Consider the following 16977-nt stretch of genomic DNA (forward strand, 5'->3'; position numbering starts at 1 on the left):
TGCTTTCTTTTTATTGTGTTAAAACTTCAGTAATAACAGGTACAACTTGTTTTTTTCTTGAAATAACTCCTGGTAAACTTGCCTGCTGATCAACAAGTTCAACATGGAATGCTGTTTCTACATAATCTTTGCGTGGCCCTGCAACCAATACTTCACTTGTCGCATTGATGACATCAGTCAATAATAGCATTGTAAATTCCATATGATTATCTTTAGCCACTTGATCCATATAATCAAGCATATCTTTTTTATATGGAGCAAAGCCTTCAATATCCATTGTATTGACCTGAGCTACACCAGCAGATAAATCACCAAATGTAAATTTCTTATAATCCTGATTAAAGATTTCTTCTACTGTTTTTCCAACAAGTGATGTCCCTGCTTTAAACATACTCATACCAAACTCTTGGATATCAACACCAGCAATTTTAGCCAATTCTTTAGCCATCTTTGTATCAGTTGGTGTACATGTAGGAGATTTAAACAACAATGTATCACTGATGATTGCCCCTAGCATTAACCCTGCCATGTCTTGAGGAATATCAATTCCTGCTTCCTTATAACATTTTGCGACAATAGTTGCTGTACATCCGACCGGTTCCGCTCTAAATAAAACTGGTCCTATTGTTTGAATATCAGCCACTCTATGATGATCAATAATCTCTAAGATTTCTGCTTCTTCAATACCATCAATCGCCTGACTTCTTTCATTATGATCGACTTGAATGACTTTCTTTTTCATCCCATTTAACACTTGATAACGTGAAATAGATCCAACAACTCTACCCATAAAATCAATGACCGGATAACTACGATAACGTGTTTCACTCATGACTTCTTTAACATAATCCACTGTATCATCCGTTGAAAAAGTTGTTAAACCACCTTTTTGCATCACATATTCCACAGGTACAGCCTGAATGATTTGTTGTGATGCCATAAATGTATTGAATGGCGTTGAAATGACACTCATATGTGCATCTATACATTGTTGTAATAATTCCTTAGAAATGGTTAATGAACCCGTTAAAATCACTAATGATATTTTCTTATTCATTAACTGTTCAATCGCTTCATCACGATCTCCACCAACAATCACTACATCATTTTCATGCACACGTTTACTCGCTTCTTCACCAGTCATAGCGGCAATATGAATTTCACCTTTAATTGTTTTTAATTGTTTATCTAAATAAAGAATACTTGCATCCAATGTATCAATCACATTTTCAATCGGTGTATTCGCTTCTTTTAAAATCAAACTATCCCATTGATCCATATATCCTTCAATAATATTAGAAGTTGATAACAATCCCAATAACTGACTATGATCATCTAAAACAGGTGCACTCTTTAAATTCTGTTGTTTCATTAAAGACCAAGCTGTTTTTAAAGTCAATTCCTTAGAAAAAACAGTTACCTTATCATATTCTAAATCTTCTACTGTCTGTTTTACTGTTTTTAATAAAACAGGAATTTCAGTATGAAATCTTTTCAAAATATATTCTGTTTCCTTATTGATTTCACCTAATCTCACAGGCACCGCATTATAACGCCCTATTCTAAATAAATAATCAGCATAAGCAATCGCACTACAGATAGAATCGCTATCAGGATTTTTATGCCCACTTACAAAAACAATATCTTTCATGTCTATCCCCTTTCCTTACATCTTCTTTAAATAACGATAGATAGTCGGTTCACTTACAGCCAGTTTTTCAGCCACAAGCACAATAGCTCCTTTGACCTTAAACGTTCCTTTTTCCTGTAAATATTTAACCACTTTAATCTTTTCTTCCACATTTAATCTTTCTACAAGAAAATAACTTGGAAATCCCATCTGTTCTAAACACTCTTTAATATATTTATCAATCATCTCATCTAAAGGTGAAGATAAAATCTCAATTGGATTATCCAACTTAAATTCCACATCTTTACGTTCTTTAATACCTAAAATTCTCTTTAACGTTGTTTCGATATACTCATAGTCTGAAATATTGACATTTATACAAAGCATACCCACAGGCATTTCATGCCCTTCTTCTTTAATAAAATAAGTAGCTGAACGAAGTAACTTTCCATCATTACCTGTTGTTTTATAATTCATGACATAATCATGATCCTTATACTGCTTCGTTTTCAAATAATGAATAGATAAATTCGATAGCTTAGCGCCTATTTCTCTACCAGAAATATAACCATTTGCAATTGCAACAATTTCCTGCTCTTTGGAAGTGAGATCATGAAGTGCTACTTCAACATTATCACCTAAAGCTTCTCCTAGAAAATCAACCAATTTTGCATAGGGTTCTAATAATTTATACATGAATTTCGCCTCCATTGCAATTATACACTAATTTTTTTAAAAGAGATAGCTTTTTTATCATGATAAGAAAAAAAGCCGGATTGAACCCAGCTTAATCAATAACTTTCATACCACCATATTTTCTAACCTTTAAAATATGACAGCTTCCTTCACCAAAATATTTTTCAATACTTTGTTTATATGTTTCAACATAATCATCTTCTACAAAAGCTTGTATTGTTCCAGCAAAACCACCACCATGAACACGACATACTCCATGTGTTCCTAATAAATCTTCAGACAATGCGAGAGCTAAAGAAACAGCCTGTTGTCCAACATAGTGATTAGAATAAATATTTTGAAGATATTTAAATGAACTTTCTCCTGAAGCTTTGACAACTTGTTTAAAGGCATCAAAATCTTCATCTTTTAATGATTGAACAGCTTTTTGAACACGTTTATTTTCATTAAATACATGAATAGCTCTTAAAACAGCACGATCATTTGTAGCTTCTCTGACTTCAGTGAGATGATTATAGAAATCTTCTTCACTCACATCTCTTAAATATTCTTGCTTAAAGAAGTGGTTTACCTCTTTTAATTCTTCTGGAATAGACGCATAATCTTCAGTAAGATCGGCATGTGATGCATGAACATCAACAATACATAAACTGTGATGGAAACGTGGGAAATCGACATCAATCTTTTCTACAACAGGATGATCATTATCCTTAAAATCAATATGAATCAAACTTCCCACTGAACATGCACATTGATCCATTAAACCACATGGTTTACCAAAATAAACATTTTCACTGTATTGCCCAATTTTCGCAATCATGACAGGATCCACTTTCATATCATTATACATACCAGAAAGAACTGTTCCAATCATGACTTCAAATGCAGCCGAAGAAGATAATCCTGATCCTTGCAAAACATCACTTGTCATATAACCAACAAAACCACCAATCTGGTAATTGAGCTGCTGAAATCTTGCCAGAATACCACGAATCAATCCTTCAGATGATTCTTTTTCATCTTCTCTTAATGTCATATCATTGATGCCTATGGCTGCAATATCATAATCATCAGATAAAATTTTAATCTTAGCATCATCTTTTGCAACGACTGCAATAATATCTAAATTAATAGCCGCAGCCAATACTTCGCCATGTTGATGATCCGTATGATTCCCACAGACTTCACTTCGTCCCGGCGTACTATAAATCGTAATCTCCTGATCTCCATAAAGGTCTATAAATTTTTCAATAGCTTGAATATATCTTGTTTTTTGATGTTCTAATTGTTGTAAATCCATATAAACATCTAATAACGTATCATTATATACATTATTTTGAATATCTTGAATAACTAAACTTGCTTTTTTCATTATTGTATCACTTTAAACTGATATGATGTTGTTTCATCATAAGTTTCTCCTTTTCTTAAGATTGTTGTTGGTTGTTCTTCTAAATGAATCGCATCAGGCATATTTTGTGTTTCAATACAAATAGCATCTCTTGCATAATAACGTTCTCCATATTTTCCTAATCGCCCATCTAAAAAGTTTGCTGTATATATTTGAGCCTGTGGTAACGTTGTTGATACAATTAACTGTCTTCCCGTTGATGGATGTGTCAAAATAACCTGATTTTCATTGACATCAAATAAAAACGGGTGATCAAAACCATTTCCAATTTTTAATTGTTCATCTTCTTGTTCTACTCTTTCGCCAATAAAGGCAGCTTGTCTAAAATCAAAGGCTGTCCCTGTTACATCTTTCCATTCACCTGTTGTTAAACCATCGGAGTCAACACAGGCAAATTGGGATGCATGAATCTGTAAAGTATGATGATAAATATTTTCTTTATGACCAGATAAGTTAAAATAAGAGTGATTTGTAATATTAATCAATGTATCAGCTGTAGATGTTGCTTGATAGTGCACCTTTAAAGTATCACCGATTAATGTATAAGTCACCGTCAAATCCAAGTCACCAGGATACCCTTCTTGTCCATCAGGAGATAAATAATGGAAAACAAGTGTATGATCATCTTGAATCGTATAATCAAAAACTTGATAGCTAAATCCTTTGATGCCACCATGCAAATGATTAGGTCCATTATTCACAGCCAAATGGTAAGTTTGTCCATGAAGTGTAAATTCACCTTTTTTAATTCTATTTGCAACCCTTCCAACCAATGCTCCTAAATAAGCATCTAATGTCTGATACTGTGTAAAATCATCATATCCTAAAACGACATCATCTTTATGACCATTTTTATCGGCCATAATCACTTTGATAATTGTACATCCATAATTAGATACAACAACTTCTAATTGTTCATTTTTCATCGCAATCATATCAATGCGATCATCAATATGTTGAATAACTTCAATCATGATTATCTTCCTCCTTACGTAATGATTCAACAAAGTCACAAAAAGCATCAATACCTTCATCATTCATCTTAAAAACACCTGCGTCTTCTAAAACTTCTACGAATTTTATTGTCAAAGCTGTTTTTAAAACATCATCTACATTATCTTCTTGAATTTGATATTGTTCTTTGATTTCATTATACCATAATTCATGTTTTTGTAATTCAGGATAATCACTAATTTGTTTTTTCTGTAATAAACAATCTTTTAATAATTCCAGTTCATTTTTTAATCTGGCTGGTAAAACAGCTAATCCCATCACCTCTATCAGTCCTATATTTTCTTTTTTAATATGATGTAAAGATGCATGAGGATGGAAAATACCATCTGGATATTCTTGAGATGTACGATTATTTCTTAAAACAAGGTCCATTTGATATTGTTGATTCTTCATTCTTGCGATAGGAGTGATAGTATTATGTGGTATATCATCTGTATGTGAAAGAATATCTAAAGCAGGGTTAGAATAGTGTTTCCATGCTTTCAATGTTCTTGAAGCAAAATCAATGATTTCCTGTGGATTGGAAGAAGTTATTCTTATCGTTGAAAGTGGCCATTTCAATATCTCAATCTTTGATTGAGGAAAATCTTCAAATGTTAATGTTTGAATCACATCAGCATTGTTCATTGGAAATTCATAACATCCACCTTGAAAATGATCATGTGTTAAAATTGATCCTCCAACAATCGGTAAATCCGCATTTGATCCTAACATATAATGAGGAAATTGTTCAACAAAAGCCAATAAACGTTTAAAAGTATCCTCATTAATAACCATTGGAATATGTTCTTTATTGAAAACGATACAGTGTTCATTATAATAAACGTAAGGTGAATATTGAAAATAATAGTCTTGCCCATTCAATTTCAATGGAATAATACGGTGGTTTTGTCTGGCAGGACGATTAAAATCGCCACTAAATCCTACATTTTCTTTACATAATAAACACTTTGGATAACCACTTGTTTTGATAAGTTTTGCTTTCGCAATATCTTTAGGATCTTTTTCTGGTTTTGATAAATTAATCGTGATATCTATTAAACCATATTTATAATATTTTTGAAAATGAATATTCTGATCAGTACGATCTTTACGAATATAATGGGAATCAATGGAAAGATTATAAAAATATTGTGTTGCTTTTTTTGGTGAATGTGCATAGCGGCGATAAAATGTCTGCACAACTTCACTTGGTCTAGGCATTAAACAATTCATTAGACGTGTATCAAATAAATCTTTTTCTACAATGCTGTCTTCAATGATGCCTTGTTCAACTGCATAATTTAACATTTTCTCTAAAATGGGTGTACAATCACCAATCACTTCATGAATATCTTCTCTTTCAAATTCATTCATATTTAACAAATCCAGTAATAAATTTGTTGCATAATCTCTATCAGCTTCTTGTATTAACTGACGATCTAATCCATATTGTATTAACTGATTAATTGCATGGTTCATATTTTGTCCTCCTCATTATCTACCTATACCATACCACGCTTCTTAGAAAACTTCAAATATTTTTTACTTATTATTTAAGTAAATTTTTACTTATTGAGATATTCTTTGAAATTTCATAGCATTTTCATGTATTTTCCTATATAATAAAGAAAATAAGGAGGTAACTATGGCCACTTTAAAAGATATTGCCCAACTGGCAGATGTTTCAATTGCGACAGTTTCACGTATTCTTAATGACGATCCTACTCTAAGTGTCCCTCCCCAGACAAGAGAAAATGTACTTGAAGCTGCCAAAAAACTTCAATATCATAAAAAGAAAAAAAATGATCCAAACATTCATATCTGTTTAATTCAATGGTATTCTTTACAACAGGAAATCCATGATCCTTATTATTTAACTTTGCGTCATGGTGTAGAAGACTATTGTGCAAAAAATGGTATTATATTAAGGAGAATTTTTAAAGATGATGTTCATATTGAAAAATCTTTAAAAGGTATTGAAGGGATTATCTGTTTAGGGAAATTTAGTAAAAAACATATTGAAACATTAAAAAAATATAATGATTCTATTATTTTGTTAGATATGGATTACGAAAATTTAAAAGAATGTTCGATTGTATTAGATTTTGATTTAGCTTTAAAACAAGCTTTAACATATCTAAAGAACTTAGGTCATCATAAAATCGGTTATTTAGGTGCTATTGAATATCTAGATGATGGTTTAGCTTATGAAGATATCAGAAAACAGGCATTTATCAAATATGCGACAGAGTATCAATTAGAATATGAAGATTATCTTTTAGAAGGAGAATTTACAAGTGAATCTGGTTATGCGATGATGGTAAGTATGATTCAATCCCATCATTTACCAACAGCTCTCTTTGCGGCGAGTGATCCTATTGCGATGGGGGCTATGAAAGCTTTAAATGATTATGGATTCCATATTCCAGAAGATATCTCTATTATTGGATTTGATAATATTGATGCCAGTAACTATACATATCCACCACTGACAACTTTTTATGCTCCAGCTTTTGATATGGGGCAATTTGGAGCAAAACTTCTCCATCAGGCAATTAAAGATCATACCAAACTATTACCTATGCGTATTCAACTTCCTTGTTATCTGGTGGAAAGAGAATCATGTAAAGCTGTGCAAAAAAACGATTAGAAAGACTCTAATCGCTTTTTATTTATTTCTGTTTTAAAGCTTCATCAATAGCTTGGGCAGCTTTTTTTCCAGCACCCATTGCTAAAATAACAGTCGCTGCTCCAGTCACGACATCGCCACCAGCATAGACACCTTCCTTTGATGTTTTCATTGTTTCTTCATCAACAATAATTCCACCCCATTTTTGTGTATCTAAGCCCGGTGTTGTCTGTCTAATCAATGGATTTGGACTTTGTCCAATGGAAACAATAACAGTTCCCGTTTCAATCACAAAGTTTGAACCTTCCTTAACAACCGGTCTTCTTCTACCACTTTCATCTGGTTCTCCCAGTTCCATTTCTACACATTCCATAGCATGAACCCATCCATCTTTGCCTTCAATTTTAACCGGATTTGTTAACAACTTAAAGATGATACCTTCTTCTTTAGCGTGATGCACTTCTTCAGCTCTGGCAGGAATTTCCTGTTCTCCACGACGATAGACGATATAAACATTTTTAGCTCCAAGACGTTTTGCTGTTCTGGCTGCATCCATCGCAACATTTCCTGCTCCAATCACACACACAGTATCACTAATTTTCACTGGTGTTGGATGCTTTGGAAATTCATAACCTTTCATTAAATTCACACGTGTTAAAAACTCATTAGCGGCATAAACACCATTTAAATTTTCACCTGGAATTCCTTGAAAACGAGGAAGCCCTGCTCCACTTCCTACAAAGATAGCTGCATAGCCTTCTTCCTGTAATTCATCAATTGTTATAGAACGTCCAACAACAACGTTTGTTTCAAACTTAACACCTAAATCAGCTACCCCATCAATTTCTTTCTGTACCAAATCTTTAGGCAAACGAAATTCAGGAATACCATATGATAAAACGCCTCCTGTTTTATGCAAAGCCTCAAAAACAGTAACATCATATCCCTTTTTCGCAAGTTCTCCAGCACAAGTCATTCCAGCTGGTCCACTTCCAACTACAGCTACTTTGATACCATTTTTTTCAATATGATTTTCTTTCTTCTTTCCATGATCACGATGATAATCTGCAACAAATCTTTCTAAACGTCCAATTCCAACAGACTCACCTTTAATTCCTCTGACACATTTCCCTTCACATTGATTTTCTTGAGGACAAACACGCCCACAAATGGCAGGTAAAGCATTTTCTTGAGTTATAATTTCATAGGCTTCTTCAAAATGACCTTTTGCAACTTCACTGATAAATTCAGGAATAGGAACACCTACAGGACACCCATTTTTACATGGACTATGTCTACAATTTAAACATCTTGTTGCTTCTTCCATTGCCTGTTCTTCTGTATATCCTAAGGCAACTTCCTGAAAATTCTGTTTTCTCACTTGAGGTTCCTGCTCAGGCATTTTCACCTTTTCCAATGACATATTTGGCATTATTTGACACCTCCCATTAAATTACACATACGATTGGCTTGTTCATCCATTTGATGTTCTTCTTCTTTAAACATTCTTTGACGTGCCATCAATTCATCAAAATCAACTTGTAATCCATCAAAATCTGGTCCATCAACACAAGCAAATTTAATTTTTCCATCTACAGTTACACGACAGCATCCACACATACCTGTTCCATCAATCATAATCGGATTTAATGAAACAGAAGTTTTGATATTATGAGGCTTTGTAACGCCAACAACCGCTTTCATCATTGGTACAGGACCTATCGCAATGACTTCATCAATAGATTCTCCTTGATCAATTAAATCAGCTAAAACTTGTGTGACAAATCCTTTTTGACCTAATGACCCATCATCTGTTGTGATATAAACATTCTTACAGAATTTTCTAAATTCATCAGCCCATAAAACATATTGAGCTTCTCTACCACCAATAATAACATCAACATCAACACCCATTTGTGCTAACGCTCTTAATTGTGGATAAAGTGGGGCACTTCCAACACCCCCTGCAACACCGACAACGTGTTTAGAAGCATGTAATTTTGTTGGTTCTCCTAATGGACCTACAAAATCTGTAATTTCATCGCCTTCATTTAACAATGCCAATGCTTTTGTAGAATACCCAACAATTTGATAAATAATTGTAATTGTTTCTTTTTCTCTATCATAATCAGCAATTGTCAATGGAATTCTTTCACCATCTTCTCCAACCCTTAAAATAATGAACTGTCCCGGTTCACATTTTCTAGATACATGGGGTGCATGAACTACCATCAACTCTACAACATCATTTAATTTTTCTTTGTGTAAAATCTTATACATCTCTATCTACCCCTCTCATAGTTTAAAAAATTATATCATAGAGATAATTTTTTCGCAATACAACATCATCATTATCTCTTGACCATATTCTTTAGAAAGCTTATGATATGAAAAAAGGAGAAATATTTATGCAGACAAAACTTATCTTTTTTGATATAGACGGAACATTAATTGATGAAAAAACAGGAACAATTCCTCCATCAACAATCCAAGCCATTTTACAGGCTCAAGCCAATGAACATCTTTGTTTCATTAACACTGGCCGTCCATTTTCTACCATTGATTCAATGATTACAGACATTCCATTTGATGGCTATATTTGTGGTTGTGGCACTTACATTCAATACCATCAACAACCCCTATTTCATGCTCAATTAAGTACTAATCTGAAACATAAAGTGATTCAAAGCATTTATCAATATCAAGTTGATGCTATGCTGGAAGGCTATGATGGTGTTTATTTTTCTAAAAATTTGAAGCACCCTTTTATTCAATCTATCCAAAAACATTATCAAGACATCGGTTTTCACACAGGAAGTTTTACTTCTCATGATGATGTTTCTTTTGATAAATTAACAATCTGGTATCAACCTCATACTAATATTGAATCTTTTAAACAAGAATTGCAGGATGACTTCCATATTATTCAAAGAGATATCGATTTTTTAGAAATCGTCCCTTTCCCTTATTCTAAAGCTTCAGGCATCCAATATATCATTGATCATCTTGGATATACAATAAAAGATACTATCAGTATTGGTGATTCAACAAATGATCTTCCAATGTTAAAATATACTCATGATTCTGTAGCTATGGGTAACAGCAATCCCCTTTTATTTCATGAAGTTTCTTATATAACAACAGATACTGATAATCATGGTATATTTAACGCTTTAAAACACTTTCAAATTATATAAAAAAAGAACGTGGGGAAACGTTCTTTTTTATATATAGACGAAATTTATAATATAGGGAGAGGGGTCGTCTATATCTGATATTATATGTCTTGTCTTAAGACATTTATATATTAACTTAGTCATATGAATTTACTGTGAATTTTATGAGAACTTTGTGTGAACTTTTATATTTACAAACAAAAAAGAACGTGGGGAAAACGTTCTTCTTTATTTATAGACGATAATTTATAGGGAGAGGGTCGTCTATATTTGATATTATATGTCTTGTCTTAAGACAATTTTATCATAACGTGATGATATGAATTTTATGTGAACATTTGATTAATCCCTCATGAAAATAAGTTAATATGAAGATTCCAGATCCGGTTGAATCACATAAATATCATTAGGTGCACAAATAATAGAGCGTGAACTCCCTTCTTTGACCCATCCCACTTTTTCACAATCATGATTAGGGCATTCAACATTTACTGCACGATATTGATGATTTTTCACTTCCAAATGAAAAACACCATAATCACCTTCAAAAGTATAGGTTTGATTTTTAGATATATCAATTGTTTCAATCACTTCATTATGATAATAAACTTCTATTTCACCATTTTTCTCCTTTTGTGTAAGTTCATAAACAAGATACATAATGCCAATGACAATGCATAAACCTATAATAAAAATAATATCTTTCTTTTTCATACTTCTGTTCCTTTACTTTTATTTTCTTTATTATGGTAATCAAGTCTTATTCATAAGTCAACAATTTTATGAAATTCCATCTTTAATATTTCATAAAATGGTGAATGGGTGTATAATAATATTATAGAATGAAATAAATAAGGAGGAATATGAAAATGGTTAAAATTATGTTAGCATGTAGTGCTGGTATGTCAACTAGCTTACTTGTAACAAGAATGCAAAAAGCTGCTGAGGAAAGAGGTTTGGATGCGAAAATTTGGGCAATCAGTGAAACAGCTCTAACAACAGAATATGCTGCTGATCCTTGTGATGTTTTATTACTTGGTCCTCAAGTTCGTTTCCGTTTAAAATCTATCAAAGAACAAGTGAAAAACGCTATCCCTGTTGATGTTATTGATATGCGTACTTATGGTATGATGGATGGTGCTAAAGTTTTAGACCAAGCTCTTAAATTGCTGGAAGATTGGAAAAAATAAAGATACGCTAACATATGAATATGAAAAGGACATATACTGCTGATATGTCCTTTTTTTACTTAATCTAAATCTTCACCATTTGATTCAATAACTTTTTTATACCAATAAAATGAATCTTTACGACTTCTTGAAAAATCCCCAGTTCCATCATCATGTCTATTTACATAAATAAAACCATAACGTTTTGCATATTGCCCTGTTCCTGCAGAAACAAGATCAATAGGACCCCAAGTTGTATAACCAATTAATGGAACACCATCTTCAATAGCTTCTTTCATTGCAGCTATATGTGGTCTTAAATAAGCAATGCGATAATCATCATGGATAGATCCATCTTCTTCTACTTTATCAAATGCCCCTAAACCATTTTCTACAATCATTAATGGTGTATGAGGATAACGTCCATTTAATAATTTCAATGTATAACGTAATCCATCAGGATCAATCTGCCATCCCCAGTCACTGGCTTCAAGATATGGATTTTTAGCCCCTACAGTCATATTACCTTGAGTCATTTGTGCATCTTTATCAACTGTTATACAATTTGATTGATAATAAGAGAAAGTATAGAAATCTACAGTCCCCTCTTTTAAGATTTTTTTATCTTCATCGCTAATAAATGATGTATCAATACCATGTTCCTTAAAATAACGCCACATGTATGATGGATATTCACCACGCACTTGGACATCACCACAGAAATTATTCTTAAAATTATCTTCATCAAAAGCAGCTAAAACATCTTTTGGATTTGGTGTTAATGGATAAACAGTTGTATGAGCAATCATATTTCCAATCATAAAATTAGGATTAATCTTATGCCCTGCTTTGACAGTTAAAGCACTAGCAACAAATTCATTATGTAAAGCCTCAAACATTTTTTGATTATTAGATTTTAATTCTGTAAGTGGAATACGATGATCAGCTTGAACATCTTCTGGTTCCATCATACCTAATCCATATAAGTTACCAATACCACCTTCACCCATACAAGCAATATTAATTTCATTAAATGTCAGCCAATATTTTACCTTATCTTTATAACGTTCAAAACATGTTGTGGCATACTTTACAAACAAGTCAATGACACGACGGTCACTAAAGCCATTATATTTTGTCACAATATTCCAAGGAATTTCATAATGACATAAAGTCACTAAAGGTTCCATGCCATGTTTATGACATTCATCAAATACTTTATCATAGAATGCTAAACCTGCTTCATTAGGTTCTTCATCATCCCCATTTGGAAAAATTCTTCCCCAGTTAATAGAAAGTCTAAAGACATTCCATCCCATTTCAGCAAACATAGCGATATCCTCTTTATAGTGATGATAGAAGTCTATAGCTTCATGACTTGGATAAAATGCTGTTGGATCTGTTTTAGGTAAAAATGTTCTTGGTGTATTCACATCTCCACCCAATAACATATCTGGTACACAAAGACCCTTTCCATCTTCCAGATATGCACCTTCACACTGATTGGCAGCTACTGCGCCACCCCATAAAAAATCTTTTGGAAAACCCATTTTTATTACCTCCATTTCATATACATCTATTATACAATATTTTTTCATATTTGTAAGAAAAAAAGCATAACCATCATGGGTCATGCTTTTATTTTTTATTTTGCATCTTTAGTTGCAAATTTAGATTCATAATCATAAATTGTACGTAAGATTTCTTCCATATCTTTAACGATTGGCATTCTTGGGTTAGCTGGAGTACATTGATCTTCATAAGCATTCATAGCAATTCTATGAATTGATTCTTCCCAAGCAGCTTTGTCGATACCTTGTGATTTAACGTTAGTTGCTACACCAACTTTAACGCATAATTCTTCACAAGCATCAGCAAACATTTTTACACCTTCTTCAGGAGTCTTAGGATTTAATCCAATCAATTGAGCTAATTCCATGTATTTAACATCTGCTTTATAGTTTTCAATTTTTGGCCAGATATTTAATTTAGTTGGAACAGTACCATTGTATCTAATAACATGTGGTAATAAGATACCATTTGTACGTCCATGAGGAATGTGCCATTCTCCACCAATCTTATGAGCTAATGAGTGGTTCATTCCTAAGAATGCATTTGCAAATGCCATACCTGCAATTGTTGCAGCATTGTGCATTTTTTCTCTAGCGATTGGAGTTCCTTTATTTACTGATTCATCTAAGTAATCAAATACCATCTTAACAGCTTGTTTAGCCCATCCATCAGTAAAGTCAGAAGCTAAGATAGATACATATGCTTCAACAGCATGTGTTAATACGTCAATACCTGTATCAGCAGCAATTGCTGGTGGTAAGCTCATAACAAATTCTGGATCTACGATAGCTACAGTTGGAGTTAAAGCGTAGTCAGTTAATGGATATTTCTTATTTGCTTTCTTATCAGTAATAACGGCAAATGGTGTAACTTCTGAACCTGTACCAGAAGTTGTTGGGATACAGATTAATCTTGCTTTTTTACCTAATTCAGGGAATTTGAAAGCACGTTTTCTAATATCCATGAATTTTTGTTTGATATCATCAAAGTTTACTTCTGGATGTTCATACATTAACCACATAACTTTTGCAGCATCCATTGAAGATCCTCCACCTAATGCGATAATAACATCTGGTTGGAATTTTCTCATTAATTCAACACCTTCGTTAACTGTATCAATACTTGGATCTGGTTCTACATCAAAGTATAATTCTAAGTCAACTTTATTACGTCTTCTTCTGATAACGTCTTCAATCTTTTCAACATATCCAAGATTGTACATACCTCTATCAGTAATAATCATGGCTTTTTCCATGTATTTCATATCTCTTAAATATCTAATTGAATTTCTTTCAAAGTAGATTTTTGGAGGAAGTTTAACCCATTGCATATTGTTGTTACGTCTCCCTATTCTCTTAATATTTAATAAGTTTACAGCACTAACGTTGTTAGAAACTGAGTTATGACCATAAGAACCACATCCTAATGTCAATGATGGAATGAACGCATTATAAACTGAACCAATTCCACCAAATGTAGATGGGGCATTTTCAATAACACGAATAGCTTTACATCTTAAACCAAATTCTACTGCAATATCATGATTTTGTGTATGAATAGCAGCAGAGTGTCCTAAACCATTGAATGCTACCATTGCAGCAGATTTATTAATACCATCTTCAGTTGAAGTTGCTTTTAAGATAGCTAATACTGGAGATAATTTTTCTCTTGTTAATGGTTCATTTGGACCAACTTCTTTACATTCAGCAAGTAAGATTTGTGTATCTTCTGGCACTTTAAATCCTGCTTGTTCAGCAATCCATGTTGCAGGTTTACCAACAACAGCAGCATTAACTGTACCAACTTCATTGACTTTATCACTATATGCTTCAGCACCAAACATATATTTTTCAAGTTTTGCTTTTTCTTCACCGTTTACCCAGTATACTTTAAAACGAGAAATTTCTTCTTTAAACTCATTATAAATTTCTTGGTCAACAATTGCAGCTTGTTCAGAAGCACAAATCATACCATTATCAAATGATTTTGATAACACGATATCATTAACAGCTCTCTTTAATACACATGTTTTTTCAACGTATGCAGGTACGTTACCAGCACCAACACCTAAAGCAGGTTTACCACAAGAGTAAGCAGCTTTAACCATTGCATTACCACCAGTTGCTAAAATTGTAGCAACATTAGGATGATTCATTAATGCATTTGTTGCATACATAGATCCACGTACACCAATCCATTGAATACAATCTTCAGGAGCTCCAGCAGCAATTGCAGCATCTCTGATAACTTTTGCAGCTTGAACTGAACATTCATATGCAGATGGATGGAATGAGAAAATAATTGGGTTTCTTGTCTTTAATGAAATTAAAGATTTAAAAATAACTGTTGAAGTTGGATTTGTTGTTGGTACAATACCACAAATAACTCCAACTGGTTCAGCAATTTCAGTGATTCCAGTTAAAGGATCTTCATTAATAATTCCAACTGTTTTCAAGTGACGAAGATTACTTGTTACATATTCGCAGGCGAATAAGTTTTTAACAGCTTTATCTTCAAAAACACCTCTACCAGTTTCGTTGACAGCTGCTTCTGCTAAAACACCATGTTGATCTAATCCAGCAACAGAACATTTAGCAACAATGTAATCAACTGCATCTTGACTATAAGATTCAAATTTGTCTAATGCAACTAATGCTTTTTGAACTAACTCATCAATATGAGTATCAATTTGTTCATTAGTCCATTCAGCCTTTGGGGCTTCTTTTTTTACAGCTTTTTTTTCTGCCATAACATTTCCTCCGACATCATTAATATTTATACGATAAATATACTATATTCCTTGTGAAAAAACAAGCAAGAGAAGATATTTTTTAAAAATAAACCTCTTACATTTTATGTAAACCTTTTCAATTTTTGCAATGAAAAGTTATATCAAAAACATTTTATACACAAAGAGTCAACCCACAGGTTGACTCACTTCTTTTATTAATCTAATGCAGCAATCATTGCTTTATAAGAATCTTCTTGTAAAGAAGCTCCACCAACTAATGCTCCATCAATATCAGGTTGTTCTAATAAAGCTTTCAATCCTTCTGGTTTAACTGATCCACCATATTGGATTCTTACCTTATCAGCAACTTCTTGTCCATATAATTCAGCAACAACGCTTCTAATATATGCACAAACATCTTGAGCAATTTCATTAGTTGCTGTTTTTCCAGTACCAATAGCCCATACTGGTTCATAAGCAATAACAACACGACTTGCACAGTTTGGACATACATCTTTAAATGCAGCTACTGTTTGAGTTTTCACAACATCTTTAGTTGTTCCTGCTTCATATTCTTCTAATGTTTCACCAACACATACAATTGGAGTTAAATCATTTGATAAAACTTGACGCATTTTTGCATTCACTGTTTCATCAGTTTCACCAAAATATTGTCTTCTTTCAGAGTGACCTAAAATAACCCATTCTACTCCAATTTCTTTTAACATGCTTACACTCACTTCTCCAGTATAAGCACCACTATCTTTAAAATGACAGTTTTGAGCAGCAACAATTAAGTTTTTAGCTGCACCTTTAGCAGTCTGTAAAGCTAAATATGGAGTTGCAATTCCCCAATCAGCTTTATCAGTGCATGCTCCATCAACCGCTTCAACAAAAGCTTTTGTTTGGGCAATTGTTTTATTCATTTTCCAGTTTCCTACGATAATTGGTTTTCTCATCTTTATAA

Annotated in this window: 14 protein-coding genes; 3 read left to right on the plus strand and 11 right to left on the minus strand. The window is 32.9% G+C overall.

Annotation, left to right across the window (positions count from 1 at the left end; translation table 11 throughout):
* Positions 1-10: 10 nt before the first annotated feature.
* From ACGHJ8_RS11890 to galT, 5 genes are all read right to left on the minus strand, one after another.
* Positions 11-1651, minus strand: a complete 1641-nt coding sequence (locus ACGHJ8_RS11890; protein ID WP_390540514.1) for a putative manganese-dependent inorganic diphosphatase — start codon at positions 1649-1651, stop codon at positions 11-13.
* Positions 1652-1666: 15 nt separating this feature from the next.
* On the minus strand, positions 1667-2326 hold the full coding sequence (locus ACGHJ8_RS11895) for a transcriptional regulator (protein WP_205089723.1): 660 nt from the start codon (positions 2324-2326) through the stop codon (positions 1667-1669).
* 91 nt (positions 2327-2417) lie between these two features.
* The gene (locus ACGHJ8_RS11900; RefSeq protein WP_390540517.1) at positions 2418-3698 is read right to left on the minus strand and encodes a galactokinase; all 1281 of its coding nucleotides are present in this window, start codon (positions 3696-3698) and stop codon (positions 2418-2420) included.
* Complete coding sequence (locus ACGHJ8_RS11905; RefSeq protein ID WP_390540519.1) at positions 3698-4711, minus strand: aldose epimerase family protein; 1014 nt, start codon at positions 4709-4711, stop codon at positions 3698-3700. Before ACGHJ8_RS11905 ends, ACGHJ8_RS11900 begins: the two co-directional genes overlap by 1 nt.
* On the minus strand, positions 4704-6212 hold the full coding sequence (gene galT, locus ACGHJ8_RS11910; protein WP_390540521.1) for a UDP-glucose--hexose-1-phosphate uridylyltransferase: 1509 nt from the start codon (positions 6210-6212) through the stop codon (positions 4704-4706). The genes ACGHJ8_RS11905 and galT overlap by 8 nt, the downstream gene beginning before the upstream one ends.
* A 166-nt stretch (positions 6213-6378) precedes the next feature.
* Between galT and ACGHJ8_RS11915 the strand changes: the two genes are divergently transcribed.
* Positions 6379-7383: a LacI family DNA-binding transcriptional regulator gene (locus ACGHJ8_RS11915; RefSeq protein WP_390540523.1), complete on the plus strand. Its 1005-nt coding sequence runs from the start codon at positions 6379-6381 to the stop codon at positions 7381-7383.
* A gap of 22 nt (positions 7384-7405) precedes the next feature.
* Here the strand turns inward: ACGHJ8_RS11915 and gltA are convergent, their stop codons facing one another.
* Both gltA and ACGHJ8_RS11925 read right to left on the minus strand, forming a co-directional pair.
* A complete protein-coding gene (gene gltA / locus ACGHJ8_RS11920) occupies positions 7406-8794 on the minus strand; it encodes an NADPH-dependent glutamate synthase (RefSeq protein WP_390540525.1) in 1389 nt (462 codons plus the stop codon).
* Positions 8794-9642 (minus strand): sulfide/dihydroorotate dehydrogenase-like FAD/NAD-binding protein, encoded by an 849-nt coding sequence (locus tag ACGHJ8_RS11925; RefSeq protein ID WP_205089728.1) that lies wholly within the window; start codon positions 9640-9642, stop codon positions 8794-8796. The genes gltA and ACGHJ8_RS11925 overlap by 1 nt, the downstream gene beginning before the upstream one ends.
* Before the next feature lie 128 nt (positions 9643-9770).
* Here ACGHJ8_RS11925 and ACGHJ8_RS11930 point away from each other — a divergent pair, with 128 nt between their 5' ends.
* Positions 9771-10559, plus strand: coding sequence for a Cof-type HAD-IIB family hydrolase (locus ACGHJ8_RS11930; RefSeq protein ID WP_390540527.1), 789 nt, complete (start codon positions 9771-9773; stop codon positions 10557-10559).
* A gap of 342 nt (positions 10560-10901) precedes the next feature.
* Here ACGHJ8_RS11930 and ACGHJ8_RS11935 read toward each other — a convergent pair whose 3' ends face one another.
* Positions 10902-11252 (minus strand): NusG domain II-containing protein, encoded by a 351-nt coding sequence (locus ACGHJ8_RS11935; RefSeq protein ID WP_390540529.1) that lies wholly within the window; start codon positions 11250-11252, stop codon positions 10902-10904.
* A 155-nt stretch (positions 11253-11407) separates the two neighbouring features.
* Between ACGHJ8_RS11935 and ACGHJ8_RS11940 the strand changes: the two genes are divergently transcribed.
* A complete protein-coding gene (locus ACGHJ8_RS11940; protein ID WP_390540531.1) occupies positions 11408-11728 on the plus strand; it encodes a PTS sugar transporter subunit IIB in 321 nt (106 codons plus the stop codon).
* 59 nt (positions 11729-11787) lie between these two features.
* On the opposite strand, the gene ACGHJ8_RS11945 is transcribed toward ACGHJ8_RS11940, so the two are convergent.
* From ACGHJ8_RS11945 to tpiA, 3 genes are all read right to left on the minus strand, one after another.
* On the minus strand, positions 11788-13257 hold the full coding sequence (locus ACGHJ8_RS11945) for a glycoside hydrolase family 1 protein (RefSeq protein WP_349291038.1): 1470 nt from the start codon (positions 13255-13257) through the stop codon (positions 11788-11790).
* 95 nt (positions 13258-13352) lie between these two features.
* On the minus strand, positions 13353-16028 hold the full coding sequence (gene adhE, locus ACGHJ8_RS11950; RefSeq protein WP_390540534.1) for a bifunctional acetaldehyde-CoA/alcohol dehydrogenase: 2676 nt from the start codon (positions 16026-16028) through the stop codon (positions 13353-13355).
* Between the two features lie 197 nt (positions 16029-16225).
* Complete coding sequence (gene tpiA, locus ACGHJ8_RS11955; protein WP_390540535.1) at positions 16226-16969, minus strand: triose-phosphate isomerase; 744 nt, start codon at positions 16967-16969, stop codon at positions 16226-16228.
* Positions 16970-16977 lie beyond the last annotated feature (8 nt).

This window comes from Massiliimicrobium timonense, from assembly GCF_042850985.1.
GTDB lineage: Bacteria > Bacillota_I > Bacilli_A > Erysipelotrichales > Coprobacillaceae > Allocoprobacillus.

What these genes read in the sequence shown, in the direction of transcription:
- ACGHJ8_RS11890 (WP_390540514.1), bottom strand. Translation starts at nt 1,651, where the DNA reads ATGAAAGATATTGTTTTTGTAAGTGGGCATAAAAATCCTGATAGCGAT.
- ACGHJ8_RS11940 (WP_390540531.1), top strand. Translation starts at nt 11,408, where the DNA reads ATGGTTAAAATTATGTTAGCATGTAGTGCTGGTATGTCAACTAGCTTA.
- ACGHJ8_RS11895 (WP_205089723.1), bottom strand. Translation starts at nt 2,326, where the DNA reads ATGTATAAATTATTAGAACCCTATGCAAAATTGGTTGATTTTCTAGGA.
- galT (WP_390540521.1), bottom strand. Translation starts at nt 6,212, where the DNA reads ATGAACCATGCAATTAATCAGTTAATACAATATGGATTAGATCGTCAG.
- ACGHJ8_RS11915 (WP_390540523.1), top strand. Translation starts at nt 6,379, where the DNA reads ATGGCCACTTTAAAAGATATTGCCCAACTGGCAGATGTTTCAATTGCG.
- ACGHJ8_RS11945 (WP_349291038.1), bottom strand. Translation starts at nt 13,257, where the DNA reads ATGGGTTTTCCAAAAGATTTTTTATGGGGTGGCGCAGTAGCTGCCAAT.
- ACGHJ8_RS11930 (WP_390540527.1), top strand. Translation starts at nt 9,771, where the DNA reads ATGCAGACAAAACTTATCTTTTTTGATATAGACGGAACATTAATTGAT.
- ACGHJ8_RS11935 (WP_390540529.1), bottom strand. Translation starts at nt 11,252, where the DNA reads ATGAAAAAGAAAGATATTATTTTTATTATAGGTTTATGCATTGTCATT.
- adhE (WP_390540534.1), bottom strand. Translation starts at nt 16,028, where the DNA reads ATGGCAGAAAAAAAAGCTGTAAAAAAAGAAGCCCCAAAGGCTGAATGG.
- tpiA (WP_390540535.1), bottom strand. Translation starts at nt 16,969, where the DNA reads ATGAGAAAACCAATTATCGTAGGAAACTGGAAAATGAATAAAACAATT.
- ACGHJ8_RS11905 (WP_390540519.1), bottom strand. Translation starts at nt 4,711, where the DNA reads ATGATTGAAGTTATTCAACATATTGATGATCGCATTGATATGATTGCG.
- ACGHJ8_RS11925 (WP_205089728.1), bottom strand. Translation starts at nt 9,642, where the DNA reads ATGTATAAGATTTTACACAAAGAAAAATTAAATGATGTTGTAGAGTTG.
- ACGHJ8_RS11900 (WP_390540517.1), bottom strand. Translation starts at nt 3,698, where the DNA reads ATGAAAAAAGCAAGTTTAGTTATTCAAGATATTCAAAATAATGTATAT.
- gltA (WP_390540525.1), bottom strand. Translation starts at nt 8,794, where the DNA reads ATGCCAAATATGTCATTGGAAAAGGTGAAAATGCCTGAGCAGGAACCT.